Annotated in this window: 24 protein-coding genes; 14 read left to right on the top strand and 10 right to left on the bottom strand. The window is 59.2% G+C overall.

Annotation, left to right across the window (positions count from 1 at the left end; translation table 11 throughout):
- Nucleotides 1-56: 56 nt before the first annotated feature.
- Nucleotides 57-1,031, top strand: coding sequence for an HTH-type transcriptional regulator CysB (gene cysB, locus KGB21_RS15280; protein WP_007899921.1), 975 nt, complete (start codon nt 57-59; stop codon nt 1,029-1,031).
- A gap of 6 nt (nt 1,032-1,037) precedes the next feature.
- Here the strand turns inward: cysB and KGB21_RS15285 are convergent, their stop codons facing one another.
- On the bottom strand, nt 1,038-1,520 hold the full coding sequence (locus tag KGB21_RS15285; RefSeq protein ID WP_223505573.1) for a transcription elongation factor GreAB: 483 nt from the start codon (nt 1,518-1,520) through the stop codon (nt 1,038-1,040).
- 2 nt (nt 1,521-1,522) lie between these two features.
- Nucleotides 1,523-1,933, bottom strand: coding sequence for a hypothetical protein (locus tag KGB21_RS15290; protein WP_034150162.1), 411 nt, complete (start codon nt 1,931-1,933; stop codon nt 1,523-1,525).
- A 124-nt stretch (nt 1,934-2,057) separates the two neighbouring features.
- Here KGB21_RS15290 and earP point away from each other — a divergent pair, with 124 nt between their 5' ends.
- Together earP and KGB21_RS15300 are read left to right on the top strand one after the other, a co-directional pair.
- Nucleotides 2,058-3,200, top strand: a complete 1,143-nt coding sequence (earP, locus tag KGB21_RS15295) for an elongation factor P maturation arginine rhamnosyltransferase EarP (RefSeq protein ID WP_223505574.1) — start codon at nt 2,058-2,060, stop codon at nt 3,198-3,200.
- Nucleotides 3,201-3,248: 48 nt separating this feature from the next.
- Nucleotides 3,249-3,818 (top strand): elongation factor P, encoded by a 570-nt coding sequence (locus KGB21_RS15300; RefSeq protein ID WP_007943632.1) that lies wholly within the window; start codon nt 3,249-3,251, stop codon nt 3,816-3,818.
- A gap of 165 nt (nt 3,819-3,983) precedes the next feature.
- Here the strand turns inward: KGB21_RS15300 and KGB21_RS15305 are convergent, their stop codons facing one another.
- From KGB21_RS15305 to KGB21_RS15320, 4 genes are all read right to left on the bottom strand, one after another.
- A complete protein-coding gene (locus KGB21_RS15305) occupies nt 3,984-4,997 on the bottom strand; it encodes an alpha/beta hydrolase (protein WP_034150160.1) in 1,014 nt (337 codons plus the stop codon).
- A gap of 33 nt (nt 4,998-5,030) precedes the next feature.
- Nucleotides 5,031-5,450 carry an organic hydroperoxide resistance protein gene (locus tag KGB21_RS15310; RefSeq protein WP_034150159.1) on the bottom strand — a complete coding sequence of 140 codons (420 nt, stop codon included), beginning with the start codon at nt 5,448-5,450 and terminating at the stop codon, nt 5,031-5,033.
- A gap of 359 nt (nt 5,451-5,809) precedes the next feature.
- A complete protein-coding gene (locus KGB21_RS15315; RefSeq protein ID WP_034150158.1) occupies nt 5,810-6,271 on the bottom strand; it encodes a MarR family winged helix-turn-helix transcriptional regulator in 462 nt (153 codons plus the stop codon).
- 68 nt (nt 6,272-6,339) lie between these two features.
- Nucleotides 6,340-7,296 (bottom strand): LysR family transcriptional regulator, encoded by a 957-nt coding sequence (locus KGB21_RS15320; RefSeq protein ID WP_223505575.1) that lies wholly within the window; start codon nt 7,294-7,296, stop codon nt 6,340-6,342.
- Between the two features lie 111 nt (nt 7,297-7,407).
- Between KGB21_RS15320 and KGB21_RS15325 the strand changes: the two genes are divergently transcribed.
- Nucleotides 7,408-8,157 carry a sulfite exporter TauE/SafE family protein gene (locus KGB21_RS15325; RefSeq protein ID WP_034150185.1) on the top strand — a complete coding sequence of 250 codons (750 nt, stop codon included), beginning with the start codon at nt 7,408-7,410 and terminating at the stop codon, nt 8,155-8,157.
- Here the strand turns inward: KGB21_RS15325 and KGB21_RS15330 are convergent.
- The gene (locus tag KGB21_RS15330; RefSeq protein ID WP_223505576.1) at nt 8,147-9,001 is read right to left on the bottom strand and encodes a LysR substrate-binding domain-containing protein; all 855 of its coding nucleotides are present in this window, start codon (nt 8,999-9,001) and stop codon (nt 8,147-8,149) included. The two genes, KGB21_RS15325 and KGB21_RS15330, sit on opposite strands and share 11 nt — an antisense overlap.
- A gap of 95 nt (nt 9,002-9,096) precedes the next feature.
- Between KGB21_RS15330 and KGB21_RS15335 the strand changes: the two genes are divergently transcribed.
- Together KGB21_RS15335 and KGB21_RS15340 are read left to right on the top strand one after the other, a co-directional pair.
- Nucleotides 9,097-9,312 carry a DUF1127 domain-containing protein gene (locus KGB21_RS15335; protein WP_034150155.1) on the top strand — a complete coding sequence of 72 codons (216 nt, stop codon included), beginning with the start codon at nt 9,097-9,099 and terminating at the stop codon, nt 9,310-9,312.
- A 64-nt stretch (nt 9,313-9,376) separates the two neighbouring features.
- Nucleotides 9,377-10,606, top strand: a complete 1,230-nt coding sequence (locus tag KGB21_RS15340; RefSeq protein WP_223505577.1) for a winged helix-turn-helix domain-containing protein — start codon at nt 9,377-9,379, stop codon at nt 10,604-10,606.
- Between the two features lie 54 nt (nt 10,607-10,660).
- Here KGB21_RS15340 and KGB21_RS15345 read toward each other — a convergent pair whose 3' ends face one another.
- Entirely contained in the window at nt 10,661-12,007 is a 1,347-nt protein-coding gene (locus KGB21_RS15345; RefSeq protein ID WP_034150153.1) for a class II 3-deoxy-7-phosphoheptulonate synthase, read from the bottom strand.
- Nucleotides 12,008-12,169: 162 nt separating this feature from the next.
- Here KGB21_RS15345 and KGB21_RS15350 point away from each other — a divergent pair, with 162 nt between their 5' ends.
- Nucleotides 12,170-12,925: a spermidine synthase gene (locus tag KGB21_RS15350; RefSeq protein WP_223505578.1), complete on the top strand. Its 756-nt coding sequence runs from the start codon at nt 12,170-12,172 to the stop codon at nt 12,923-12,925.
- Nucleotides 12,926-13,065: 140 nt separating this feature from the next.
- Here the strand turns inward: KGB21_RS15350 and KGB21_RS15355 are convergent, their stop codons facing one another.
- Nucleotides 13,066-13,857, bottom strand: a complete 792-nt coding sequence (locus KGB21_RS15355) for a crotonase/enoyl-CoA hydratase family protein (protein WP_223505579.1) — start codon at nt 13,855-13,857, stop codon at nt 13,066-13,068.
- A gap of 420 nt (nt 13,858-14,277) precedes the next feature.
- On the opposite strand from KGB21_RS15355, the gene KGB21_RS15360 reads away from it, so the two are divergent.
- The 4 genes from KGB21_RS15360 to KGB21_RS15375 all read left to right on the top strand — a co-directional run bounded on the left by KGB21_RS15360 (nt 14,278) and on the right by KGB21_RS15375 (nt 19,528).
- A complete protein-coding gene (locus KGB21_RS15360; RefSeq protein WP_034150150.1) occupies nt 14,278-15,951 on the top strand; it encodes a DEAD/DEAH box helicase in 1,674 nt (557 codons plus the stop codon).
- A gap of 398 nt (nt 15,952-16,349) precedes the next feature.
- A complete protein-coding gene (locus KGB21_RS15365) occupies nt 16,350-17,759 on the top strand; it encodes a circularly permuted type 2 ATP-grasp protein (protein WP_223505580.1) in 1,410 nt (469 codons plus the stop codon).
- Between the two features lie 12 nt (nt 17,760-17,771).
- Nucleotides 17,772-18,722, top strand: a complete 951-nt coding sequence (locus tag KGB21_RS15370; RefSeq protein ID WP_034150148.1) for an alpha-E domain-containing protein — start codon at nt 17,772-17,774, stop codon at nt 18,720-18,722.
- Nucleotides 18,719-19,528 (top strand): transglutaminase domain-containing protein, encoded by an 810-nt coding sequence (locus tag KGB21_RS15375; protein ID WP_034150147.1) that lies wholly within the window; start codon nt 18,719-18,721, stop codon nt 19,526-19,528. Before KGB21_RS15370 ends, KGB21_RS15375 begins: the two co-directional genes overlap by 4 nt.
- Nucleotides 19,529-19,652: 124 nt before the next feature.
- Here KGB21_RS15375 and KGB21_RS15380 read toward each other — a convergent pair whose 3' ends face one another.
- A complete protein-coding gene (locus KGB21_RS15380) occupies nt 19,653-20,474 on the bottom strand; it encodes a c-type cytochrome (protein ID WP_223505581.1) in 822 nt (273 codons plus the stop codon).
- 647 nt (nt 20,475-21,121) lie between these two features.
- Here KGB21_RS15380 and KGB21_RS15385 point away from each other — a divergent pair.
- The 3 genes from KGB21_RS15385 to KGB21_RS15395 all read left to right on the top strand — a co-directional run bounded on the left by KGB21_RS15385 (nt 21,122) and on the right by KGB21_RS15395 (nt 25,319).
- Nucleotides 21,122-22,327 carry an acetyl-CoA C-acetyltransferase gene (locus KGB21_RS15385; protein ID WP_223505582.1) on the top strand — a complete coding sequence of 402 codons (1,206 nt, stop codon included), beginning with the start codon at nt 21,122-21,124 and terminating at the stop codon, nt 22,325-22,327.
- Nucleotides 22,328-22,351: 24 nt separating this feature from the next.
- Nucleotides 22,352-24,496 carry a 3-hydroxyacyl-CoA dehydrogenase NAD-binding domain-containing protein gene (locus tag KGB21_RS15390; RefSeq protein ID WP_223505583.1) on the top strand — a complete coding sequence of 715 codons (2,145 nt, stop codon included), beginning with the start codon at nt 22,352-22,354 and terminating at the stop codon, nt 24,494-24,496.
- A gap of 94 nt (nt 24,497-24,590) precedes the next feature.
- Entirely contained in the window at nt 24,591-25,319 is a 729-nt protein-coding gene (locus tag KGB21_RS15395) for an amidotransferase (RefSeq protein ID WP_223505584.1), read from the top strand.
- Nucleotides 25,320-25,426 lie beyond the last annotated feature (107 nt).

Raw genomic sequence — 25,426 nt, forward strand, 5'->3', positions numbered from 1 at the left:
TAGTTATATATACCGTCGCTGATGCCCGTGGCGTCTATCTGCTTTGAGGGATTCATATGAAGCTTCAACAACTGCGCTACATCTGGGAAGTGGCGCACCACGACCTCAACGTTTCCGCTACAGCCCAAAGCCTCTATACGTCGCAGCCAGGCATCAGCAAGCAGATCCGTCTGTTGGAAGACGAGTTGGGTGTCGAGGTCTTCGCCCGCAGCGGCAAGCACCTGACCCGCGTCACCCCGGCCGGCGAGCGCATTATCACCACCGCTGGCGAAATCCTGCGCAAGGTTGAAAGCATCAAGCAGATCGCCCAGGAATTCTCCAACGAGAAGAAAGGCACCCTGTCGATCGCCACCACCCACACCCAGGCGCGTTACGCGTTGCCACCGGTGATCAGCAATTTCATCAAGCAATATCCGGACGTTGCCCTGCACATGCACCAGGGTTCGCCGATGCAGATCGCCGAAATGGCCGCTGACGGCACCGTGGATTTCGCCATTGCCACCGAAGCGCTGGAACTGTTCGGCGATCTGGTGATGATGCCGTGCTATCGCTGGAACCGTTGCGTGGTCGTGCCTCAGGGGCACCCGCTGACCAAGCTGTCGAAGCTGACCCTCGAAGCCTTGGCCGAATACCCGATCGTGACTTACGTTTTCGGTTTCACCGGCCGTTCGAAACTCGACGAAGCCTTCAGTCATCGCGGCCTGACGCCGAAAGTGGTGTTCACCGCGGCCGACGCCGACGTGATCAAGACCTATGTTCGCCTGGGGCTGGGCGTGGGCATCGTGGCGAAAATGGCGGTCGACACCAAACTCGACAGCGACCTGGTGGTACTCGATGCCAGCGAGTTGTTCGAATCCAGCATCACCAAGATCGGTTTCCGTCGCGGCACCTTCCTGCGTGGCTTCATGTGCGACTTCATCGAGAAGTTCGCCCCGCACCTGACCCGCGAAGTCATGGCCAAGGCCATCCAGTGCCACAACAAGCAGGAACTGGAAGAACTGTTCGACGGCGTCGAACTGCCGGTCCACTAAGCCTGATTAGACGACCTCGCTGACAGCAAACTGTTGCCGAGTGCCCGCCACCAGAATCTCCACCTCATCACCTTCGAACTTGCCCAGCAGGCTTTTGCCCAGCGGTGAGCGCGGGGTGATGACGGTAATCAACTGCCCCACCAGATCGACCTTCAGCCCTGCCGCATCTGGGGCCAGAAACAGCCACTGCTCGCGACCCTTCTCGTCTTCCAGGCCAAGCAGCGCGCCGACTTCGATGCCACGCTGTTCGTCGTAAGGACGCAGCAGCAGGTTCTGGCAAAGCGCCAGTGACTGACGAATCTCTTCGACACGTTTGGCCTGCCCGGCGGCCAGATAAGATGCCTCCAGACCCAATGTGTCGTACTTGTTCTCGGCGATGTTTTCTTCGTGGGTCGCGGTCTCGTAGGCGGTTTGCGCAGCGCGCTCGGCAATATCGAGATCAATCCGCAGCTTGTCGAGAATCAGTTGGTGGACGCTTTGTTTATTCATGATCAATCGCAGAATTGCTGGACGTTGGCGCGACTTTTTTCGCTTGGTGCCGTCTGGTCCTGTTGCAGCCAGAACTGGCATTTGGGGTTCGACAGATTGCGGTTGCTGCTACGCGCCTGATCGAGTCGTTGCGCCTGCTCGTTCTTGCGCAGGTTTTCTTCGTACTGTTCGAAGAGAGGACTCTGTGGCGGGATATCCGGCACCGGTTGCGCCACCACAGGCGGTTTGGCCAGTTGCTCGATCGCCTGGGCCACGGGAGCCATTTGTTCGTTGAACAGAAAGCGTGAAGCGAGCCAGCAGGTCAGCGCGATCGCGAGGAACCCCAGCCACAGACCGAGGGCGATGCTGCCGGTCAGTTGCAGGGCATTGAGCTGGATGGACATAGAGCGACGCGGAGTAGGGCGATAGGGCATGGCTGCCTCCTGGCGGTGGGTCGCGGGCGTTTGGCGATTGTCGCACGAAGATTAATCGTCGTCGGCTCTTCTGCACGGAGTAATTTATGCGGACAATCGGTGCCTTTGCCAACGGGAGCCTGGAATGTCTGAAACGAAAACCCGCTGGGATATTTTTTGCACCGTGGTCGACAACTTTGGCGACATTGGCGTGACCTGGCGTCTGGCCCGACAACTGGTTGCCGAGCATTCGCTGGCGGTGCGTTTGTGGGTCGATGATCTGCGCGCTTTCGAGCGCCTCTGCCCGGAAATCGATCCTCACGCATCGCAGCAATGGCAACAGGGTGTTGAAGTCCGGCAGTGGCCCGCGGACTGGCAGCCTGCCGAAGCTGTTGATGTAGTGATCGCCGCGTTCGCCTGTCAACTGCCGAGTGCCTACATGGACGCCATGGCTGATCGGGAACAAACGCCACTGTGGATGAACCTCGATTACCTGAGTGCCGAGGATTGGGTGGTCGGCTGCCATGGCTTGCCATCGGTGAAGTACAAGACTGTGCAGAAGTTCTTTTTCTTCCCGGGGTTCCGCAAGGGCACCGGTGGCTTGCTGCGTGAAAGCCGGTTGCTCGAACGCCGTAGGGCATTTCAGCAAAACCCCGAGCAGCAAAGAACCTTCTTGCAAAGCCTGGGGATTGATCGCGCCCAAGGTGCGCAGCTGATCTCACTGTTTGCCTACGAAAATGCCGGACTGGCCAGTTGGCTGGATGCAATGGCCGGTGATTCGACGCCCACTCATCTGTTGGTGCCGGAGGGGCGGATTCTCGGGGATGTCGAGCGTTGGCTCGGAGTTGAAAGTCTGAAGGCCGGTGCGCTGCACGTGCGTGATGCCTTGACCGTGCAAGTGCTGCCGTTCGTCCGACAGGATCAATACGACCACTTGTTGTGGTGCTGCGATTTCAATGCCGTGCGCGGCGAAGACTCTTTTGTTCGTGCCCAGTGGTCCGGCCGACCGTTGCTCTGGCACATCTATCAGCAAGAAGAAGATGTCCATCTGGACAAGCTGGAAGCCTTCCTGGCGATCTATACGCAAGCGCTTTCTGCGCCGGCGGCCGAGGCGATGAGCGGTCTATGGCGGGCCTGGAACGCGGGTGAGAAAATGACCGACCACTGGCAATCGACGCGCAAACACTGGCCAGAGCTGGAAAAACACGCCGAAGCGTGGTGTCTGGAACAAGCCTTGCAGGCCGATCTTGCCGCAGCGCTGGTACAGTTTTATGTAAATTGGATATGATACGCGGCCTAGATTTTTGTAAATCCCATCCAAATTCGGATATTCGCAATGAAAACTGGTAAAGAACTGAAACCCGGTACCGTGATCCGTCTCGAAAACGATCCTTGGCTGGTTCAGAAAGCTGAATTCACCAAGTCGGGTCGTAACAGCGCGATCATGAAGACCAAGCTGAAAAACCTGCTGACCGGTTACAAGACCGAGATCGTTTACAGCGCCGACGACAAACTGGACGACGTAATCCTCGACCGCAAAGAAGCGACCCTGTCCTTCATCAGCGGCGACACCTACACGTTCATGGACACCACCGACTACACCATGTACGAGCTGAACGCTGAAGACATCGAAGCCGTTCTGCCTTTCGTTGAAGAAGGCATGACCGATGTTTGCGAAGCGATCTTCTTCGAAGAGCGTCTGGTTTCCGTAGAACTGCCGACCACCATCGTGCGTCAGGTTGACTACACCGAAGGTTCCGCTCGCGGTGACACTTCCGGCAAGGTAATGAAGCCTGCCAAACTGAAGAACGGTACCGAGCTGTCGGTTGCTGACTTCATCGAAATCGGCGACATGATCGAGATCGATACCCGCGAAGGCGGTTCCTACAAAGGCCGTGCTAAATAAGCACAGCTTCAGGAATGAAAAAGCCCGACCATTGAGTCGGGCTTTTTTGTGCCCATTGATTGGGGCACAGCGCAAACCTGTAGGAGCCGGTTTGCTGGCGATAGCGGTCTTGAGGATGCCATCGTCGGAACGCCGCCCGCACCAAGCCGGCTCCTACAGATGGTGTTATTTCTTCAGGTGTTCTTTCAGCTCTTGCGAAGCCTGCAACATCGCCGACCGCACCGCCGGCACCTGACTCACCACGTTCAACAACCCATAGTCGTGGATCATGCCGTTGTAGCGAACCGAGGTCACTGGCACGCCCGCCTCATCGAGTTTGCGCGCGTAGGCTTCACCTTCATCGCGCAGGACGTCGGCACCCGCCGTTTGCACCAGCGCCGGTGGCAAGCCCTTGAGTTGCGCAGGGGTTGCCCGCAACGGCGAGGCATAGATCTCGTTACGCTGCTTGGCGTCGGTGGTGTAGTTGTCCCAGAACCACTTCATCATGTTTTTAGTGAGGAAGTGACCCTCGGCAAACTGGTTGTAGGAAGCCGTATCGAAATTGGCATCGGTCACCGGCCACAGCAGAACCTGGAACTTGATGGCCGGCGTGCCCTTGTCTTTTGCCATCAGCGCAACCACCGCCGCCATGTTGCCACCGACGCTATTGCCCGCTACGGCCAGGCGTTTGCCATCGACGTTGATCTCTTTGCCGTGCTCGGCCACCCATTGGGTCGCGGCGTATGCCTGGTTGATCGCCACCGGGTAATGGGCTTCCGGCGATGGGGTGTAATTGACGAACACCGCCGCCGCACCTGAACCCACTACCAGATCACGTACCAGCCGTTCGTGGGTCGGGAAATCCCCGAGGACCCAACCACCGCCGTGGAAGAACATGAACACCGGCAGCTCGCCCTTCACCCCGGCTGGCCGGACGATGGTCAGGCTCAGCGGTTGGCCGTCGACTTGAATGGTCTTCTGGCTGATATCGGCTTTCGGCAACGTCAGCTTCACCCCGGCCTGCGCACCGACCAAAACGGCGCGCGCATCGGCAGGCGTCATTTGCTCCATCGGTTTGCCGGTGCCGGCATTCAACACATCGAGGAACGCCTGGGTGTTGTGTTCAACGTCGCCGGCGAATGCACTGTGAATGGACAGGGCGAGAAGGGTACCGGTCAAGACTTTGCTGAAAGTGTTCATGTTCATTTCCTGTTCGGGCCTGGAAGTCAGCGGTTAGACGGTAACGTGCAGACGCACATCAACGTTGCCACGGGTGGCGTTGGAGTACGGGCAGACTTGGTGGGCTGCGTCGACCAGGCTTTGCGCGTCGGATTGCTCAAGACCCGGCAGGCTGATGTGCAGGTCGATGTCCAGACCGAAACCGCCGGGGATCTGACCGATGCCGACATGCGCGGTGATCGAGGCGTCGTTCGGGATGCTGCGTTTGGTCTGGCTGGCGACGAATTTCAGCGCGCCGATGAAACAGGCGGAGTAGCCGGCGGCGAACAGTTGCTCAGGGTTGGTCGCCGCGCCGCCAGCGCCGCCGAGTTCTTTCGGGGTGGCGAGTTTGACGTCGAGAATGCTGTCACTGGAAATCGCACGACCGTCACGGCCACCGGTGGAAGTTGCGATTGCGGTGTAGAGAGTTTGCATGGTGAAAGCCTCGTTCTGGTTTGATTTGTTTGCGCTAAATGTTTGCGCGCTAAGTAAGTGCGAGGTGAATGTATCGCGCGAATATTTAGTGCGCAAGATAAATTTTTGAAAAAATTAGCAGTTACTGATGTTGTGTCTTAATGGGCTTGGCTGGAAGTTGCGATTTAGAGCGTTTGAGGTGGATTTCTTCAGCGGGAAATTTTTTTTGCCGCGTAGCTGATTTTCCAGCACGAACGCATAACAACTGTAGGAGTGAGCCTGCTCGCGATAGCGGTGTCACATCCAGCATCTGTCCTGAATGACACGCCGCGATCGCGAGCAGGCTCGCTCCTACAGGGGGATTTTTGTGGGGTTGGAGATTAGAGGCTGTCTTGAAGGTGCTTGCGCAGCGCTTGCAGCTCCGCCTGCAGCTTCTGCAGTCGCTCCAGCGTCATCCCGCTGGCGCCGAGAATGCATTGTGGAATGTCCCGGGCTTTGTCGCGCAAGGCGCGGCCTTGTTCGGTGAGTTCGACGATTACCACTCGCTCGTCTTCACGGCTTCGGGTGCGGCTGAGCAGGCCTTCGACTTCCAGGCGTTTGAGCAGCGGCGTGAGCGAACCGGGATCGGTCAACAGGCGCGAGCTGATTTCGCCTACGGTCAAACCATCCTGTTCCCACAGCACCATCATCGCCAGGTATTGCGGATAAGTCAGGCCCAGCGCCTGCAACAAGGGTTTGTAGACCTTGGTCATCATCAGCGAAGTGGAATGCAGGGCGAAGCAGGCCTGATTGTCCAGCAGCAGGTCGTCGCAGGTGTCCGGGGTGTTGCGCTTGGTGGTCATTTCGAAGCCTTGATCAGTGATCTTCAGAATCTAGCGGGCAAATCTTTAAGGCGCCAGACAATTCTGGACTAGTGGCGGCCCAGATGGTTTTGCAGCACCAGATCCCACGGCGGGATCGGGCTGAAACGGGTTTTCAGGTATTCCAGGAGCAAGCGGCTGCGAGAGTTGGGTTGCTGCTCCAGTCGCAAGGCGTAGATCCCGGCGCTTTCCGGTTTCGGCAGCCCGTGTTCGCAGAACAGCGGCAACAGTTCGCCGCGCAGCAGGTATTCGCTGGCCAGCCAGGTCGGTAAATGCGCGATGCCCAGGCCAGCCAGAGCACCGCACACCAGTGCCTCGGCATTGTTGGCGCTCATTCGGATGCGCGAAGGACGGTGCAGTTGCATCTGACCGTCCCGTTCGAAGCGCCAGGCGAAGGGCGGGGCGAGGCCGTCCCAGTCGAGTCCATCGTGTTCAATCAGTTGTGTCGGATCGTTGGGCACACCGCGGCGCTTTAAGTAATCGGGGCTGGCGCAGGCAATGCGCACCATGCTCGCCAGTGGCGTTGCGACTAAACGAGTGTCGGCCATTTGTCCGGCGCGCAATACCAGGTCGACCTTGCCCAGGTTCAAGCCCTGCATGTCGACAAAACTGTCGATCAGGTGCAATTGCACGTCGAGACCCGGATAGAGCATCAGAAAGTCGGCAATCACCGGGGCCAAATGTCGCCTCCCGAATGCTGCCGGTGCATCGACCCGAATCAAACCCTCCGGCGCGCTGCTGAGGGACACGGCCTCCGCCCTGGCAAGACGCAATTCGGCGACGATCCGCCGCGCCCGTTCGGCAAACGCCAGTCCCGCCGGGGTGGCGCGCACAGCGTGAGTGCTGCGAATGAACAACTGGCTGCCGACAGCGTTTTCCAGACTGTCGATGCGCCGAGCCACCGCGGAGGGCGTCAGCGGATGGCGACGCGAAGCAGCGGAAAAACTGCCGGTCTCCAGCACGTCCAGAAACAGGCCCAGTTGATCGGTCAGTTGGTTAGGATTCATGGTGAATTCAACGCTTGTGCGAGATTGGCACAGCCATTGTGCGTTGCTGTGCGTTTCCCCGCCAGAAGCAACTGCGTAGGATGAAACGTCTGGAATGAAGGGGAAGTCGCTGTGATTGAGTTTTTGTTGTACCTGGTCTTTGGCGCCGCCCTGGGAACCCTTGGGGGGATTTTCGGCATCGGCGGTGGTTTGATCGCCATTCCGCTGCTGGGTGTGCTGTGTGGTCTCGACCAGCAAATTGCCCAAGGCACGGCGCTGGTGATGGTGGTGCCGAACGTGATGCTGGCGCTGTGGCGCTATCACCAGCGCGTCCGCATCGAATTGCGCCACGCATTGCCGCTGGCCTCGATGGGATTCTGTTTCGCCTGGCTTGGATCAATCTGGGCCGTGGGCATTGACGCGCAAACCATGCGCGTAGGATTTGTCGCATTCCTGATCGCGCTATCGGCCTACAACCTGGTGCGAATGTTCTACGCCAGTGCGCCAGCTTCTGCGCAGATGAACTATTCATGGCCGTGGCTGGGTGTGCTCGGCGCGGCATCCGGCACCATGGGCGGGTTGTTTGGCGTGGGCGGGGCGGTGGTGGCTACGCCGGTGCTGACCAGTGTGTTCGGCACCACCCAAGTAGTGGCGCAGGGCTTGTCGCTGGCGCTGGCGTTGCCGAGTACGGGCGTCACCCTCGTCACTTATGCCGTGCACCATCAAGTGAACTGGATGATCGGTGTGCCTTTGGCAATTGGCGGCCTGTTGAGCATCAGCTGGGGGGTGAAGATCGCCCACGCCATGCCGGAACGGTTATTGCGTTCACTGTTCTGCGGCTTCCTGGTGCTCTGCGCGGTGATGCTCGCCTTTAAAGTTTGAAACCTTCGACGATGTGTTCGGCCAGGCATTCGGTGATCGGCGACGGATTGTGCAGGTTACGCAGCAGCATGATGCTGGCCTCGGGCAACACCGGCAGGTCTTCGGCTTCACCGAGAATGCGCATGTCCGAAGTGACCAGGCTTTCCAGTTGCGCGGTCACAGCGAGCCCGGCGCTGACCACCGCCATGATCGCCGACAGACTGTCGCTGTTGTACGCCACGCGGTAATCGCGGCCCATGGCATCGAGGGCATTGCAGGCCCATAAGCGGCAGAAGCAATCGCTGTTGAACATCGCCAGCGGCAGCGGTGTTTGTTCGTGAGCGCTGAAGCATTGCGCCTCGGCCCAGACAAAACGCTCTTTGCGCAACAACTGACCAATCTCGTTGCCCGGCTCGCGGGTGATGATGGTCAGGTCCAGATCCTGGCGCAACAGCAATTGTTTTGATGATTCGCAGTGGACTTCAATCTGGATCAGCGGATACGACTGGGCAAAACGCCGCAGAATCCCCGGCAGAAACCGCATCACGTAATCATCCGGCGTGCCGATGCGAACCATGCCGACCATGTGTGGCTCGCGCAGGGTGTTGAACACTTCGCTGTGCAACTTGAGGATGCGCCGGGCGTAACCCAGCAGCACCTGGCCTTCCGCGGTCAGCCGCACTTGACGGCCGTCGCGCTGGAACAGTTGGCGCTGCAACACGTCTTCTTCAAGACGCTTCATCTGCATGCTCACCGCAGACTGGGTCCGGTTGACTAGTTCCCCCGCGCGGGTAAAACCGCCCTGGTCAGCGATGGCGACAAAGGTGCGCAGCACTTCGGTGTCGATACTCGGGTAGGCAGACATTCATCAATCTCCGAGATGTGTGACATCAGAAACATTCGTTGGATTGATCTTAGACCTGGGGCGAGACTGAAGCCATCCAAACGGAGGGCAACAAGATGAAAGGTCAAAAAGGTTATGTCGACGTAGAAAAACATTCCATCCACCTGATATCCGATTTGCTGCACAAATTTAATCGTTGGTACGAACTGCACCGTGAACGTGAAATGTTGGCGGGCATGAGTGACGAAGCGTTGAAGGACATCGGGCTCAGCCGTGCCGATGTCGAGCACGAAGCCATCCGCCCGTTCTGGGATGACCCGATGCACAAATGAGCAAAGTTCAACTACACAAACCGACTTTCGGTGAGGTAGGTTGCGAGCAGACAAGGAGATGCTCATGCCCGCGACACTGTCCTTTTCCGTCAAACAGGCTCGGCGTCTGGCGCTGGCTGCCCAAGGGTTCAACGGGCGCCAGTCGCCGGCGACGGTCAAACCGCTTCAAGTCAACCGCCTGATCGAGCGGCTGGGCATTCTGCAGATCGATTCCGTCAATGCGTTGGTGCGTTCGCACTACCTTCCGCTGTTTTCCCGCCTCGGCAACTACTCTTCCGACCTGCTCGACCAGGCTGCCTGGAGTCAGGGCCGACGCCGTACGTTGTTTGAATATTGGGGTCATGAAGCGTCGTTGCTGCCCCTGTCGATGTACCCGTTGATGCGCTGGCGCATGCAGCGTGCGAGTAATGGCGAAGACATCTATCAGCAACTGGCGCGTTTTGGTCGTGAGCAACAAGACACGATCCGCCGGGTGCTGGCCTCCGTTCGAGAGCAGGGTGCACTGGGCGCGGGCAGTCTGTCGACCCGGCAGGAGCGGGCGGGCCCCTGGTGGGACTGGAGCGCGGAAAAGCATGCGCTGGAATGGTTGTTCGCCGCCGGTGAAGTGGCCGTGGCGGGGCGGCGCGGATTCGAGCGGCTTTATGACCTGCCCGAGCGGGTGATTCCTTTGTCGATTCTGGCGCAACCGCTGTTCAGCGAGGCAGAAGCCCAGCGCGGTCTGCTATTGCATGCGGCAGCAGCCTTGGGCGTCGGCACCGAGAAAGACTTGCGTGACTATTTTCGCTTGAACCCGGCAGACAGTCGGCCGCGTCTGGCGGAACTGGTCGAGGCGGGTCAGTTGCTCACTTGCGAAGTCCAGGGCTGGCGGCAACCGGCGTATTGCCTGCCTGAGCCCAAGGTGTCGCGCAGGGTCGAGGCCAGCGCGTTGCTTTCACCTTTCGACTCGCTGATCTGGGAGCGCAGTCGCACCGAGCGGTTGTTCGATTTTCGCTATCGACTGGAGATTTACACGCCGCAGGACAAGCGGGTCTACGGCTATTACGTCTTGCCGTTTTTGCACAATGAGCGGATTGCGGCGCGGGTTGATCTGCGTGCGGAGCGGGCGGCGGGGCGGTTGGCGGTGCATGCGGTGCACGAGGAAGAGCCGGGGCTGGACGAAGAGGGGATGTTGGCGTTGGCGGTGAATCTGCGGCGGATGGCGGATTGGCTGGGGCTGGCGCAGGTTCAGTTGAATTGCCCGCGGGTGAGTGCGGCGCGGTTGCGGGTGGCATTGGCCCAGTTTGATGGTGACTGAGCTGACGCCATCGCGGGCAAGCCCGCGATGTCGGCCGGTCAGGCGATAAAAAACTTACCGGCGAACCTGCTTCAGGGTTTCAGCAATCAAAAACGCCAGTTCCAGCGACTGATCGGCATTCATCCGCGGATCACAATGGGTGTGATAACGGTCCGACAAACCATCTTCAGTAATCGGCCGCGCACCGCCAATGCACTCGGTGACGTTCTGCCCGGTCATCTCGATGTGAATGCCGCCGGCATAAGTGCCTTCCGCTTGGTGAACCTGGAAGAACTGCTTTACCTCGCCAAGGATCTGCGCGAAGTCGCGGGTCTTGTAGCCGCTGCTGGCCTTGATGGTGTTGCCGTGCATCGGGTCGGAACTCCAGAGCACTTGCTTGCCTTCACGCTGCACCGCGCGGATCAGTTGCGGCAAGTGATCACCTACCTTGTTCGCGCCCATCCGCGCAATCAGGTTCAGGCGACCCGGATCGTTGTCCGGATTGAGAATGTCGATCAGACGGATCAGGTCGTCGGTGTTCATGCTCGGACCGACCTTGACCCCGATCGGGTTCTTCACCCCGCGCAGGAACTCGACGTGGGCGCCGTCGAGCTGACGGGTGCGGTCGCCGATCCACAGCATGTGCGCCGAACAGTCGTAATAGTCGTTGGTCAGACTGTCGCGACGTACGAAGGCTTCTTCGTAGTTCAGCAGCAGCGCTTCGTGGGCGGTGAAGAAACTGGTTTCGCGCAGTTGCGGCGAACTGTCCATGCCACAGGCGCGCATGAAGGCCAGGGTTTCATCGATGCGGTCGGCGAGGTGGCTGTATTTTTCCGCGAGAGCCGAGTTGGCGATGAAGTCGAGGTTCCACTTGTGCACTTGATGCAGGTCGGCAAACCCGCCTTGGGCGAAGGCGCGCAGCAGGTTCAGGGTCGCGGTGGATTGGTGATAGGACTGGAGCAGACGTTCCGGGTCCGGCACGCGACTTTTTTCGTCGAAACCGATGCCGTTGACGATGTCGCCACGGTAGGCCGGCAGGGTCACGCCGTCGATGGTTTCGTCGTTGGACGAACGCGGTTTGGCGAACTGGCCAGCCATGCGCCCGACCTTGACCACCGGGCAACCGGCGGCGAAGGTCATGACAATCGCCATTTGCAGCAACACCTTGAAGGTGTCGCGGATTTTCGCCGCGGAGAACTCGGCGAAGCTTTCGGCGCAATCGCCACCCTGCAACAGGAACGCTCGACCCTGGGTCACTTCGGCAAACTGACGGCGCAATTCCCGGGCTTCACCGGCAAACACCAGCGGCGGATAGCTGGCCAGCGTTTGCTCGACGTGCAGCAAATGCGCTGCGTCGGGGTATTGAGGTTGTTGCTGGATCGGCAGGGCGCGCCAGCTGTCAGGGCTCCAGGGTTGGCTCATCACGGTCTCGGTTTGTTTTACGCTCGGGCGTTCATGTTATCAGCAAATTAGTGCGTGACCTGTTCCCGTCGCTTCGCGGACAATCGCGCCTTTGCCGCTTCATGTTGCGGTTTAGCGCGTTGCTGTTTGCCCAAGAAGGCCCGGCAACGATCAGGAGACGAAATGACTGAGGAGCGCGTCGAGCATTTGCTCGCCGAGGTGCAGGACGAGTTCGGCGTGATTCGCGTGCTGGAAGTGGCCGATTACCGTTTTCTGGAGTTCGGTGACGCCATCGAACAAAGCTGCGTGTTCACGGCTGATCCGAGCTGGCTCGAATACGATTACACGCGGGCGATGCTGATCGGTGCGTTGTGCCACGAACAGCCGGAAAGCGCGCTGTTCCTTGGCCTTGGCGCCGGTACGCTGACCCAGGCTTGCCTCAAGTTCCTGCCGCTGGAAGATGTCGAGGCCATCGAGCTGCGCCCGGACGTGCCGCGCCTGGCCATCGAATACCTGGGGCTGGATGACGATCCGCGCCTGTATATCCGCGTCGGCGATGCGCTGGAGTTGCTTGATACCGCCGAGCCGGCGGACCTGATCTTTGTCGACCTCTATACCGATGTCGGTCCGGGTGTCGGCCACCTGGCCTGGACGTTCCTGGAAAACTGTCAGAAACGCCTGAATCCGGGTGGCTGGCTGGTGATCAATCAATGGGCTACCGATGATGGCAAGCCACTGGGCGCCGCGTTGCTGCGCGGGCTCTACCATCGCCATTACTGGGAGCTGCCGGTGAAGGAGGGCAATGTGATCCTGCTCGTGCCTTCGGAGCTGGATCAGCAACTGGACATGGACGGTTTGATTGCCCGGGCCGAAGGGCTGGCGCCGCGATTGGGGTATTCTTTGCAGTCGTTGATCAAGTGCATCCGTCCGGCGACTTGATTCGGGAAGGTTATTAATTGTGGCGAGGGAGCTTGCTCCCGCTTGAGTGCGCAGCACTCACAAAACCTGTGTTGATTTCCAGGGTTTTTGGGGCCGCTTCGCAGCCCAGCGGGAGCAAGCTCCCTCGCCACAAAGCTAAGTCAGCAGCCTTTAAAGACGCCTGGTCGCTTCTCCACCAGCGACCGCACACCTTCCTGCGCATCCTCACTGACCAGCAACTTCTTAACCAGCGCCGGTAATCCCCGGGCCGCCGCCGTTTCCCCTTCATAGCGCGCCTGTCGAGCCGACATCAACGTCGCCTGAACCCCCAGCGGCGCCTGCCGGGCAATTCGTTCCGCCAACTCAATCGCCCGTGGCAGCAAATCTTCACTGGCCATGACTTCCTGCACGAGCCCCAGGTGCAAGGCATCATGGGCATCGAATTCGTCGCCGGTCAGCATCCAGCGCATGGCGTTACCCCAACCTGCCACTTGATGCAGGCGCAAAGTGGCGCCGCCGAACGGGAAGATGCCGCGTTGCACTTCCATCTGCGCAAAACGGGTATTGCTGGCGCACAGGTTGATATCGGCGGCCAGCATCAACTCGATACCGATGGTCAGGCAGTAGCCATGTGCGGCGACAATCACCGGTTTGCTCACCCTCGGCCCGGCGAACACGCCCCATGGATCGCAGCCACCGGGTGGCGCCTGCCAGCCTTCGGTCAGTGCAGCGCTGGCGTTGACCAGGTCCAGTCCGGCAGTGAAGTGCTCGCCGTGGCCGAACACCACCGCCACCCGTGCCTCGCTATCGGCTTCGAAATCGCCATAGGCCAGGCTCAGTTCATTAAGCATGTCGAGATCGAAGGCGTTGCGCTTGGCGACCCGATCCAGGCCGATCAACAGGACATGACCACGTTTTTCACGGCTCACGCGACAGGTGTCGAGCTCTTTCATGGTGCATTTCCTCGGGCGGGAAGGGCGATCAGACCAAAGGTCCGTGTCTGGAAGGTGAACCGTTTTAGCGCCATCGCCCGCTGGGCCGGGCCTTTGAAAAATAGACGCTCGCACGATTATCCGCAAAGCCTGTGACAGAACGCCGTTTGCAGGAGTTTTGCTATAAAAAAAGCTCCCTTTTTCGGCAAATTCCGGTATAGTGCGCGCCGGCCTTTAGCCGGGCCGCGTTTAGGTAGAGCAATTCCCCGAAGTCAGCTTCGGCTGCACGTCCGTACTGCGGACTCTTCCTTGACGATTCTTTTCATTCATTCGTTTTCGCAAATCCCCGCCGACAAAGCTGCCAGGGCGACTCTTGAGTCTCAACACGGCACGCGCAGCTTTGGAGCATGGGTCTTTGCGGATGCACTTAGAGGCAGACCCATGACCCAGGAAACCGGCGGCTTCGCCGCTTTTAATCTTAATCCGAATATTCTTGCAGCCGTCACCGCGACTGGCTACGAAGAGCCATCGGCTATTCAGCAGCAATCGATCCCGATCATCATGGCCGGTCACGACATGATTGGTCAGGCGCAAACCGGTACGGGTAAAACCGCTGCGTTCGCCCTGCCGATCCTGCATCGCATCGATCCTGCAAAGCGCGAGCCGCAAGCCCTGATCCTGGCCCCAACTCGTGAGTTGGCGCTACAAGTTGCAACCGCTTTCGAAACCTACGCCAAGCAAATGCCAGGCGTAACTGTTGTGGCTGTCTACGGCGGCGCGCCGATGGGCCCACAACTGAAAGCAATCCGTAATGGCGCACAGATCGTTGTCGCCACTCCGGGCCGTCTGTGCGACCACCTGCGTCGTGACGAAAAAGTACTGGCGACCGTGAACCACCTGGTTCTCGACGAAGCCGACGAAATGCTCAAGCTGGGCTTCATGGACGACCTGGAAGTTATCTTCAAGGCTCTGCCAGCTACCCGTCAGACCGTATTGTTCTCGGCCACCTTGCCGCAATCGATCCGTGCCATTGCCGAACGCCACCTGCGCGATCCGCAACACGTGAAGATCCAGACCAAGACCCAGACCGTTACCGCGATCGAACAGGCTCACCTGTTGGTTCACGCTGACCAGAAGACTTCTGCCGTTCTCAGCTTGCTGGAAGTGGAAGATTTCGACGCGCTGATCATGTTCGTGCGTACCAAGCAAGCGACTCTGGATTTGGCCAGCGCCCTGGAAGCCAAAGGCTACAAAGCCGCTGCGCTGAACGGTGACATTGCCCAGAACCAACGTGAGCGCGTGATCGACTCCCTCAAGGATGGCCGTCTGGACATCGTTGTGGCGACCGACGTTGCGGCTCGTGGCCTGGACGTTCCGCGCATCACTCACGTATTCAACGTTGACATGCCGTACGATCCGGAATCCTACGTTCACCGTATCGGCCGTACCGGCCGTGCCGGTCGCGAAGGTCGTGCACTGCTGCTGGTGACTCCACGTGAGCGCCGCATGCTGCAAGTGATCGAGCGTGTAACCGGTCAGAAGGTTGCTGAAGTTCGCCTGCCGGACGCTCAAGCCGTTCTGGATGCGCGCATCAAGAAACTGACCAACAGCCTGTCGCCGCTGGTGGCTGAAGCTGAATCGACCCACGGTGATCTGCTCGATCGCCTGACCGCCGACATCGGTTGCAGCCCGCGTGCCCTGGCCGCAGCCCTGCTGCGCAAGGCTACCAACGGTCAAGCGCTGAACCTGGCCGCTATCGAGAAAGAACGTCCACTGGTGCCGAACAACGCACCGCGTGGCGATCGTCCAGAGCGTTCCGGTGATCGTCCAGAGCGTGGTGACCGCGAGCGTCGCGCACCAATGCCACTGGGCGAAGGCCGTGCTCGTTGCCGTACCGCGCTGGGTGCGCGTGATGGCATCGCTGCCAAGAACCTGCTGGGCGCCATCCTCAACGAAGGTGGTCTGGCGCGTGAAGCGATCGGTCGCATTCAGGTGCGTGACAGCTTCAGCCTCGTCGAGCTGCCGGAAGATGGTCTGGAGAAGTTGCTGACCAAGCTGAAGGACACTCGCGTTGCCGGTAAGCAGTTGAAGCTGCGTCGCTATCGCGAAGATTGATCCGCCCTCGGGCTGATTGATCGAACATAAAAAATCCCCGACTGGTTCGGGGATTTTTTTTGCCTGCGATTTCTTGATCCTGCTTTATTTCACAACATTTCCAGTGGGCAAAAAAAACCGCCCAAAACAGGCGGCTAAAAGGGAAGAAAGATCACTGATTCAGTGGATAAACGGATTATCCGCACCGACTGCCGGGCAGTGAAATCAACTCTGGCTATGCTGGTGATAGGCGACGACTTCGCCTTGCAATGAAGCGGGGGCGATCAGGTTGGGGCATTTACTGCACAGGATTGGTGCGGTGATTGCGCACGGCTTATCCAACTGATTGATATCAAAGCGTTTCTGCCGATGGCACGGGCCTTGCGATGCCTAGATGTCCGGGTGACAAGGAGTACGGCATGATCCGCACCTATTTTGATGAGATGTACGATGCCGGCGGCCAGGTCCGCCCGCATTATCGGGAGTTTGCCCGTTGGCTGGCCGAAACGCCTGACGAGCTTTTGGCACAACGGCGACGCGAGGCCGATCTGTTATTTCATCGCGCCGGGATTACGTTCACGCTCTACGGTGATGAGCAGGGGACAGAGCGCCTGATTCCCTTCGACACTATCCCGCGCAGCATCCCCGCCAGCGAATGGCGAGTGGTCGAGCGTGGCTGCATCCAGCGGGTCAAGGCGTTGAACATGTTCCTCGCCGACCTCTATCACGAACAACGCATCATCAAGGCCGGCATCATTCCGGCCGAGCAAGTGCTGGCCAACGAGCAGTACCAGTTGGCGATGCAGGGTCTGGGTTTGCACCGGGATATTTATTCGCACATCTCTGGCGTCGATCTGGTGCGCGATGGCGACGGCACCTACTACGTGCTCGAAGACAATCTTCGTACACCGAGTGGCGTGAGCTACATGCTCGAAGACCGCAAGATGATGATGCGGTTGTTCCCGGAGTTGTTCGCGGCGCAGCGTATCGCGCCGATCGACCACTATCCGAACCTGCTGCTCGACACCCTGAAAAGCTCCAGCCCGATCGATAACCCGAGCGTGGTGGTGCTGACGCCGGGGCGCTTCAACAGTGCGTTCTTCGAACATGCGTTTTTGGCGCGGGAAATGGGCGTGGAGTTGGTGGAAGGCGCGGACCTGTTCGTGCGGGATGACAAGGTGTTCATGCGCACGACCGATGGGCCGAAAGCGGTGGATGTGATTTACCGCCGCCTCGACGATGCGTTCCTCGACCCGCTGGCGTTCAACCCGGATTCGATGCTCGGCGTGCCAGGGCTGCTCTCGTCTTACCGCTCCGGCAATGTCGTGTTGGCGAATGCCATCGGCACCGGGGTGGCGGACGACAAGTCGGTGTATCCGTTCGTCACGGACATGATTCGCTTCTATCTGGATGAAGAGCCGATCCTCAAGAACGTGCCTACATGGCAGTGTCGTAATCCCTCTGAACTTTCCCACGTACTGGCCAATCTTCCAGAACTGGTAGTCAAGGAAACCCAAGGCTCCGGCGGTTACGGAATGCTGGTGGGGCCGGCGGCGACGGCAGCGGAAATCGAAGCTTTTCGCGCGCGGATCATCGCCAAGCCCCATGCCTACATTGCGCAACCGACGTTGTCGCTATCGACCTGTCCGACCTTTGTCGAAAACGGCATCGCGCCGCGCCATATCGACCTGCGTCCGTTTGTATTGTCTGGCCGCGAAACCCGGGTTGTGCCCGGCGGTTTGACCCGTGTCGCCCTGCGCGAAGGCTCCCTGGTAGTGAATTCCTCACAGGGCGGCGGAACCAAGGACACCTGGGTGGTCGAGGATTGAAGGAAGCCTGCCATGTTAAGTAGAACTGCCTCGGATTTGTATTGGATGTCGCGTTACCTGGAGCGAGCGGAAAACCTCGCACGGATGCTCGACATCAGTTATTCGCTGTCGCTGATGCCACAGGATGGTCGCGGTGATGGCCTGCACGAACTGGCCATGCCGTTGTTGATCACCGGTACCCTGGACGATTACCTCGAACGTCACGGCGAGTTGCATGCCGAACGGCTGCTGCATTTTTTTGCGCTGGACGCAGCCAACCCGGCCAGTATCTACAGTTGTCTCGGCGCGGCGCGGGCCAGTGCCCATGCGGTGCGTGGGCGAATTACCGCTGACATGTGGGAAAACATCAACGCAACCTGGCTGGAAATTCGCGGGATTGCCGAGCAAGGCCTCAGCCGTTACGGCATGAGCCGTTTCTGCGAGTGGATCAAGGAACGTTCCCACCTGTTCCGTGGCGCGTCCTACGGCACGATCATGCGTAATGACGCGTTCCGCTTCATCCGTCTGGGGACGTTCATCGAAAGGGCGGACAACACCTTGCGCCTGCTCGACGCCCGCTACGAAATGGCCGGCGACCAGGCCGAAGCGGTCAGCGATGGCACGGCCCACGCGTATTACCAGTGGAGTGCCTTGCTGCGAGCCTTGTCCTCTTTCGAGGCTTATACCGAGATCTATCGCGACGCCCCTGGCGCCCGGCATGTGGCCGAGTTGCTGTTGCTGCGCGCAGATGTGCCGCGCTCCCTGCGCGCCTGTACCGAAGAAATCGACCAGATCCTCGCTCAGTTACCGGGGGCCAATGGCCGTCCTGCACAACGCCTCGCTGCGGAAATCGACGCGCGACTGCGTTACACCGGCATCACCGAAATTCTCGACGAAGGCCTGCACGCCTGGCTGACCGAGTTCATCCCGCTGGTGCGCCAGTTGGGCAACGCGATTCACAGTTCCTACCTGGAGGCTGCATGAGACTTTCCATAAGTCACGAGACCACCTATCACTACGAGGATCAGGTGCGGGCGAGCATCCAGTATTTGCGACTGACTCCCCACGACAGCGAGCGCCAGCACGTGCTCAGTTGGCAGCTCGATCTGCCGCGGCCGGTGCGCGCGCAACTCGATCCGTTCGGCAACATCCTGCATGTGCTGACTATGGACGAACCGCACGAGGCAATCATCATCGGCGCTCGCGGTCAGGTCGACATCGACGAACTGCGCGAGGCCGAGCATGAGAGCCAGTCGGCGCTGCCGTTTTTGCGTTTCACCCGTCTGACCGAACCAGACCAGGCCCTGCGCGCGTTCGCTGAAAAGGAATGCAAGCAACGTCGGGACCGCACGGCGCTGATCGACTTGATGCATGGCCTGAACCAGCACATGACCTACACGCCGGGTTCCACTGAGGTGGACACCAGCGCCGCCCAGGCCTTCGCCGGGCGTTCGGGTGTGTGCCAGGACCACACGCACGCGTTCCTCGCCTGCACCCGTAGCCTGGGCATTCCGGCGCGGTACGTGTCGGGTTATTTGTACAGTGAAAACAGCGAACATTTGGCCAGTCACGCGTGGGCCGAAGCTTGGCTCGATGACGCCTGGTACAGCTTCGACGTGACCAATCAGCTGGCGCGACCGGAGCGTCACCTGAAACTGGCAGTGGGTCTGGATTACCTGGATGCCTGCCCGGTGCGCGGGATGCGCCGGGGCGGAGGGTGTGAGCAGATGCATGCGAAGGTGTTTGTAACGCCGACGCCGAAACCGGTGATCTCCGTCCAACAGCAGTAACCAACATCACTGCACATCCCTTGTAGGAGCTGGCTTGCCAGCGATGAGGTCATCACAGTCGACATCAATGTTAAATGTGAGACCGATATCGCTGGCAAGCCAGCTCCTACAGGGCGCAGTGTACTCAGGGCTTAACTTTGCGCCCCGCCATGTGCTTCAAATACCCCACCAACATCTCCAGATCCTCATCCGGCAATATCTCGGCCGAGAACCCCGGCATTTTCGCCTGGGGCCACTGGCGCAAACTCTGCGGGTCACGGATGTAGCGCCTGAGGAAATCCGCGCCAAAGTATTCGGTCGGGTTGTACGGAATATTCAGATCAGGCCCGAATTGCGCATCCCCGGCACCGTTGAGTCGATGACAGGCCAGGCAGTTCTTCTGAAACAGCGCAAAGCCCTTGTTCACCGGATCGTCCGCCTTCAATGCAGGATCGGGCAGCAGGGCAGGGAAGCGCTCCACCACCGGCGCCATGCGCTTGATACTGGCGACCTCGAACGGCCATTGCTCGGGGCTGATGTTGCCCGCTCGCGGGTCTGTCCAGACCAGATAAAACGGCCCGGCGCTGTGCTTGCCTTCGGACAGCGGCGGCCAGGGTTTGGACGGGTCTTCAATCGCCAACCAAGCGCGTGCGCCCTGAGTATTGAGCAGTGGCGCGGCCGACAACTCCGCAGCAAATCCATCGAGCGCAACCGCTTGCAAGTGATCTTCAGGTTTAATGCCCGTCAACAACGCAGCCAAGGGCACAGCGCGATAGTTCATATCCCGCTTATAGGAAACGTCATTGGAGATCGTAATGGTCTGCGCTTGAGGATGCTTGAGCAACTCCTCGGTCTGCCAGGTGCGATTGCTCGCGCCCAGCTCCAGTTTCAGCTGTGCGGCATAGAGGGGCGTGCTGAGCAGCAAGGCCCCGAACAGAATGAGCGTTTTCAAATGATCGCCGTCCATGTCGTGGAAGTGCCGCAAAGGTTGGCACAGCCACGCTGGCCCGGGTAGCGAGCCAGTCACATTTCTAAGTGGCGATGTAAAAATCCTGCGCCGTATTTTTAACCAGCGACTAGCCGATCACCTTGGTCAGGTTCGGCAAAATCAACAACAGCGTGGTGGCGAAAAGAATGAGTCCGGCTTGACGTACTTTCGATTGTTTGAACATGGCTGACCGCCTTTTTTTTGTTATTTCCTGATGCTTGCCTACACATATCCATGACGGCAAACGTTGCACTTCCTGTTGGACGAGCGCCTCGGCAAAACCCGACGACAACTTCGTACATGTTCACCTTAGAGCCCGCGTCACCCGTGGTTTAGATCCATTTAGTATGGTGTTCTTACTCGTTGCTATTAAAAAGGAATGAGGCCTATTGCCAGCTTCTTGGGCGGCCTTTTGCTAGACACCTGCGAGTCCTTCCTCTGCCTTTCCGATAGCTGACTACCGTCCGTCTGAGCGTGTGCGTCAACATTGCTGAGCGTTGCGGTCATTGAATCCTTGCCTGCTCGGAATATGGTGGGAGCCTCTTCAAAGATCAAAAGATCGCAGCCTGCGGCAGCTCCTACATAAGCCGCGATGTCTGAACTACAACAACAAGATCGAGGAAGCCATGACCCAAGCTTTGATTTTCGACGCGTTACGCACGCCCCGTGGCAAAGGCAAGGCCGATGGCGCCTTGCACAGTGTCAAACCGGTGAACCTCGTGGCCGGGCTGCTCACGGCGCTGCAGCAGCGAACTGCGCTCGACACCAGTCAGGTCGACGACGTGGTGCTTGGCTGCGTAACGCCCATTGGCGATCAAGGCTCCGACATCGCCAAAACCGCTGCTCAGGTGGCTGGTTGGGATGTCAGCGTGGCCGGTGTGCAGATCAATCGTTTCTGCGCCTCGGGGCTGGAGGCGGTGAATCTCGGGGCGATGAAGGTTCGATCCGGGTTCGAAGACTTGGTGGTGGTCGGTGGCGTCGAGTCAATGTCGCGGGTGCCGATGGGCAGTGATGGCGGGGCTTGGGCGCTGGATCCGGAAACCAATCTGCACAGCCATTTCACCCCACAAGGCGTGGGCGCCGATTTGATTGCCACGCTTGAAGGCTTCAGTCGACATGACGTCGACGCCTACGCTTTGCACTCCCAGCAGAAAGCTGCACGGGCGCGGGCCAATGGGTCGTTCAACAAGTCACTGGTATCGGTGCAGGACCAGAATGGCATCATCCTGCTCGATCACGATGAATTCATTCGTGCCGATACAACGCTGGAAGGCCTGGGCAAGCTCAAGCCGAGCTTCGAAATGATGGGGCAAATGGGTTTCGACGCCACCGCGTTGCGGGTCTACAGCCATGTAGAGCGGATCAATCACGTCCACACCCCCGGCAACAGTTCCGGGATCGTTGACGGCGCCGCGTTGATGCTGATCGGCTCCGAGTCCAAGGGACGTGCGCTGGGTTTGCAGCCACGGGCGCGGATTGTCGCTACAGCGGTCACCAGCACCGATCCAACCATCATGCTCACCGGCCCCGCGCCAGCCACTCGCAAGGCTCTGGCCAAGGCCGGGCTGCGGGTCGAGGACATCGACCTGTTCGAGGTCAACGAGGCCTTTGCCTCGGTGGTGTTGAAGTTCATCAAGGACATGGCGGTCGACCCGGACAAGGTCAACGTCAACGGCGGTTCCATCGCCATGGGCCATCCGCTGGGCGCCACCGGTTGCGCGATTCTCGGCACCTTGCTCGATGAACTGGAAGCCCGGCGCTTGCGCTATGGCCTCGCGACCCTGTGTGTCGGCGGCGGCATGGGCATTGCCACCATCATCGAACGCCTCTGAGCCCCGAATTCAAGGACAAGTGACATGACCCAAGCCATACGTTACGAAAAAGGCCAGGACCAAATCGTCGTCCTGACCATCGACATGCCGGGCCAGAGCGCCAACACCATGAATGCGATTTATCGCGAGGCCATGGCTGACTGCGTCGCTCGTCTGGTGGCCGACAAGGAAGCCATCGCTGGCGTCATCATCACCTCGGCCAAGAAAACCTTTTTCGCTGGCGGCGACCTCAATGAGTTGATCAAGGTCGGCAAGCCCGAAGCCAAAGCCTTTTACGACATGGTGCTGACCCTCAAGGGCCAATTACGCACCCTGGAAACCCTCGGCAAACCTGTGGTCGCCGCGATCAACGGTGCGGCGCTCGGCGGTGGCTGGGAAATCTGCCTGGCCTGTCATCACCGTGTGGCGCTGGACAATCCTTCCGTGCAACTCGGTCTGCCGGAAGTGACCCTCGGCCTGCTGCCGGGCGGTGGCGGGGTGGTGCGCATGGTGCGCATGCTCGGCCTGGAAACAGCCCTGCCATATTTGCTCGAAGGCAAAAAGGTGCGGCCGCAACAGGCGTTGCAGGCGGGTTTGATCGATGAGCTGGCGGCGGATCATGACGAGCTTCTGGCTAAGGCACGAGCGTGGATTCTGGCCAACCCGACGGCGGTGCAGCGTTGGGATGTAAAGGGTTACCAGATCCCGGGCGGCACGCCATCGAACCCGAAAGTCGCGCAGATGCTGGCCATTGCGCCGTCGATCTTGCGCAGTAAAACCCAGGGCTGCATGCCCGCGCCGGAGAAAATCCTTTGCGCGGCCGTAGAAGGCGCCCAGGTGGATTTCGACACAGCGCACCTGATCGAAACCCGCTACTTCACCGAACTGACCACCGGCCAGGTTTCGAAAAACCTGATCGGTACTTTCTGGTTCCAGCTCAACGAAATCAATGCCGGTGGCTCGCGGCCGCAGGGCTTTGCTCCATACGTCACGAAAAAAGTCGGTGTGCTCGGTGCCGGGATGATGGGCGCTGGTATCGCCTTTGTCAGCGCCTCGGCGGGGATCGAGGTGGTGCTCAAGGACATCAACCTCGCGGCAGCGGAGAAAGGCAAGGCGCACTCGGCGGCATTGCTAGACAAGAAAGTCGCGCGTGGCCAAATGAATGCCGAGCAGCGCGAAGCCGTTTTGTCTCGCATTCACACCAGCGAAAACGATGCCGATCTGGTCGGTTGCGATCTGATCATTGAAGCGGTGTTTGAAGACCGTGAGCTGAAAGCCAAAGTGTCACTGGCCGCGCAACGTATCGTCGGCCCGGACGCAGTGATCGCTTCCAACACCTCAACCCTGCCGATCAGCGGGCTGGCGACGGCGGTGCCGGATCAAAGCAAATTCATCGGCCTGCACTTCTTTAGCCCCGTGGAAAAGATGCCGCTGGTGGAAATCATCAAGGGCGCCAATACCAGCGACGAAACCCTGGCTCGCGGTTTCGATTTCGTGCTGCAAATCAAGAAAACCCCGATTGTGGTCAACGACAGCCGTGGCTTCTTTACCTCGAGGGTATTCGGTACGTTCACCAACGAAGGCATCGCCATGCTGGGCGAAGGGGTGAGTGCGCCAATGATCGAGACCGAGGCGCGCAAGGCGGGCATGCCTGTAGGACCGCTTGCGATTTCTGACGAAGTTTCCCTCAGCCTCATGAGCCATATCCGCCAGCAAACCGCCAAAGACCTTCAGGCAGAAGGGAAACCGCTGATTGAGCACCCGGCGTTTGCGGTGATTGACTTGCTGCTCAACGAATTTAAGCGTCCGGGCAAGGCGGCTGGAGGTGGTTTCTATGAGTACCCGGCCGGTGGCCAGAAGCATTTGTGGCCGGAACTGAAATCCCGTTTTGAAAAAGCCGATGGACAGATTTCTCCGAAGGATGTGCGCGATCGGCTGTTGTTCGTGCAAGCCATCGAAACCGTGCGTTGTGTGGAGGAGGGCGTGTTGACCTCTACGGCGGATGCCAACGTCGGGTCGATCTTCGGCATTGGTTTTGCCGCGTGGACCGGTGGCGCGCTGCAGTTCATCAATCAATATGGGATCAAGGACTTTGTCGCCCGTGCCCAGTATCTGGCCGGGGAATACGGAGAACGCTTCGCGCCGCCTGCGTTGCTCCTGGAGAAAGCGGCAAAAGGGGAGGCGTTTTAGGGATCAGTGACACATTCCGGGGCTTGCCTTGTCACGGTGTTTCGAGGCAGGCTCTGGGGTGTGCATTATTCCCATCACGTGTCAGGTATTTTTTATGTCGTTACGCATCTGCATTCTGGAAACCGACATCCTGCGTCCGGAATTGGTTGACCAATATCAGGGCTACGGGCAGATGTTCAAACACCTGTTTTCGCAGCAACCCATCGCCGCCGAATTCACCGTCTACAACGTGATGCAAGGCGAATATCCCAACGATGACCTGACGTTTGACGCCTATCTGGTCACCGGCAGCAAGGCCGATTCCTTTGGCACCGACCCTTGGATCGAAACCCTCAGGACGTATCTGCTGACCCGCTACGAGCGCGGCGACAAGCTGCTGGGCGTGTGCTTCGGTCATCAGTTGCTGGCGTTGCTGCTGGGTGGCAAGAGTGAGCGTGCGACGCAAGGCTGGGGCGTCGGCACCCATAACTACAAACTCGCCGCCAAGGCGCCGTGGATGAGCCCGCTGAGGGAAGAGCTGACCCTGTTGATCAGTCACCAGGATCAGGTCACTTCGCTACCGGAAAACGCCACAGTGATCGCTTCCAGCGATTTCTGCCCGTTTGCCGCGTATCACATCAACGATCAGGTGCTGTGTTTCCAGGGACATCCTGAATTCATTCACGACTATTCGCGGGCGCTGCTCGAGATTCGCCAGCAGGCGTTGGGCGAACAGATTTATTCGAAAGGCATGGCGAGCCTGGAAAGTGAGCACCACGGCACCACGGTTGCCGAGTGGATGATGCGGTTTGTGGCGCACAAGCCGGAATCGCAGTCGGTATAAGCCCGATTCAGCACTGTGGCGAGGGAGCTTGCTCCCGCTGGACTGCGCAGCAGGCCCGTTTTAGGGTCCGCTTCGCTACCGAGCGGGAACAAGCTCCCTCACCACAA

Source organism: Pseudomonas sp. GL-RE-29, assembly GCF_019947275.1.
Taxonomy (GTDB): domain Bacteria; phylum Pseudomonadota; class Gammaproteobacteria; order Pseudomonadales; family Pseudomonadaceae; genus Aquipseudomonas; species Aquipseudomonas fluorescens_A.

Excerpts from the sequence above, each read along its gene's own strand:
- KGB21_RS15375 (WP_034150147.1), top strand. The coding sequence starts at position 18,719 with ATGAGACTTTCCATAAGTCACGAGACCACCTATCACTACGAGGATCAG.
- KGB21_RS15320 (WP_223505575.1), bottom strand. The coding sequence starts at position 7,296 with ATGAATCCTAACCAACTGACCGATCAACTGGGCCTGTTTCTGGACGTG.
- KGB21_RS15330 (WP_223505576.1), bottom strand. The coding sequence starts at position 9,001 with ATGTCTGCCTACCCGAGTATCGACACCGAAGTGCTGCGCACCTTTGTC.
- KGB21_RS15395 (WP_223505584.1), top strand. The coding sequence starts at position 24,591 with ATGTCGTTACGCATCTGCATTCTGGAAACCGACATCCTGCGTCCGGAA.
- KGB21_RS15385 (WP_223505582.1), top strand. The coding sequence starts at position 21,122 with ATGACCCAAGCTTTGATTTTCGACGCGTTACGCACGCCCCGTGGCAAA.
- KGB21_RS15300 (WP_007943632.1), top strand. The coding sequence starts at position 3,249 with ATGAAAACTGGTAAAGAACTGAAACCCGGTACCGTGATCCGTCTCGAA.
- KGB21_RS15335 (WP_034150155.1), top strand. The coding sequence starts at position 9,097 with ATGAAAGGTCAAAAAGGTTATGTCGACGTAGAAAAACATTCCATCCAC.
- KGB21_RS15390 (WP_223505583.1), top strand. The coding sequence starts at position 22,352 with ATGACCCAAGCCATACGTTACGAAAAAGGCCAGGACCAAATCGTCGTC.
- KGB21_RS15365 (WP_223505580.1), top strand. The coding sequence starts at position 16,350 with ATGATCCGCACCTATTTTGATGAGATGTACGATGCCGGCGGCCAGGTC.
- KGB21_RS15370 (WP_034150148.1), top strand. The coding sequence starts at position 17,772 with ATGTTAAGTAGAACTGCCTCGGATTTGTATTGGATGTCGCGTTACCTG.
- KGB21_RS15345 (WP_034150153.1), bottom strand. The coding sequence starts at position 12,007 with ATGAGCCAACCCTGGAGCCCTGACAGCTGGCGCGCCCTGCCGATCCAG.
- KGB21_RS15360 (WP_034150150.1), top strand. The coding sequence starts at position 14,278 with ATGACCCAGGAAACCGGCGGCTTCGCCGCTTTTAATCTTAATCCGAAT.
- KGB21_RS15305 (WP_034150160.1), bottom strand. The coding sequence starts at position 4,997 with ATGAACACTTTCAGCAAAGTCTTGACCGGTACCCTTCTCGCCCTGTCC.
- KGB21_RS15315 (WP_034150158.1), bottom strand. The coding sequence starts at position 6,271 with ATGACCACCAAGCGCAACACCCCGGACACCTGCGACGACCTGCTGCTG.
- KGB21_RS15380 (WP_223505581.1), bottom strand. The coding sequence starts at position 20,474 with ATGGACGGCGATCATTTGAAAACGCTCATTCTGTTCGGGGCCTTGCTG.
- KGB21_RS15355 (WP_223505579.1), bottom strand. The coding sequence starts at position 13,857 with ATGAAAGAGCTCGACACCTGTCGCGTGAGCCGTGAAAAACGTGGTCAT.
- earP (WP_223505574.1), top strand. The coding sequence starts at position 2,058 with ATGTCTGAAACGAAAACCCGCTGGGATATTTTTTGCACCGTGGTCGAC.
- KGB21_RS15310 (WP_034150159.1), bottom strand. The coding sequence starts at position 5,450 with ATGCAAACTCTCTACACCGCAATCGCAACTTCCACCGGTGGCCGTGAC.
- KGB21_RS15290 (WP_034150162.1), bottom strand. The coding sequence starts at position 1,933 with ATGCCCTATCGCCCTACTCCGCGTCGCTCTATGTCCATCCAGCTCAAT.
- KGB21_RS15340 (WP_223505577.1), top strand. The coding sequence starts at position 9,377 with ATGCCCGCGACACTGTCCTTTTCCGTCAAACAGGCTCGGCGTCTGGCG.
- cysB (WP_007899921.1), top strand. The coding sequence starts at position 57 with ATGAAGCTTCAACAACTGCGCTACATCTGGGAAGTGGCGCACCACGAC.
- KGB21_RS15285 (WP_223505573.1), bottom strand. The coding sequence starts at position 1,520 with ATGAATAAACAAAGCGTCCACCAACTGATTCTCGACAAGCTGCGGATT.
- KGB21_RS15350 (WP_223505578.1), top strand. The coding sequence starts at position 12,170 with ATGACTGAGGAGCGCGTCGAGCATTTGCTCGCCGAGGTGCAGGACGAG.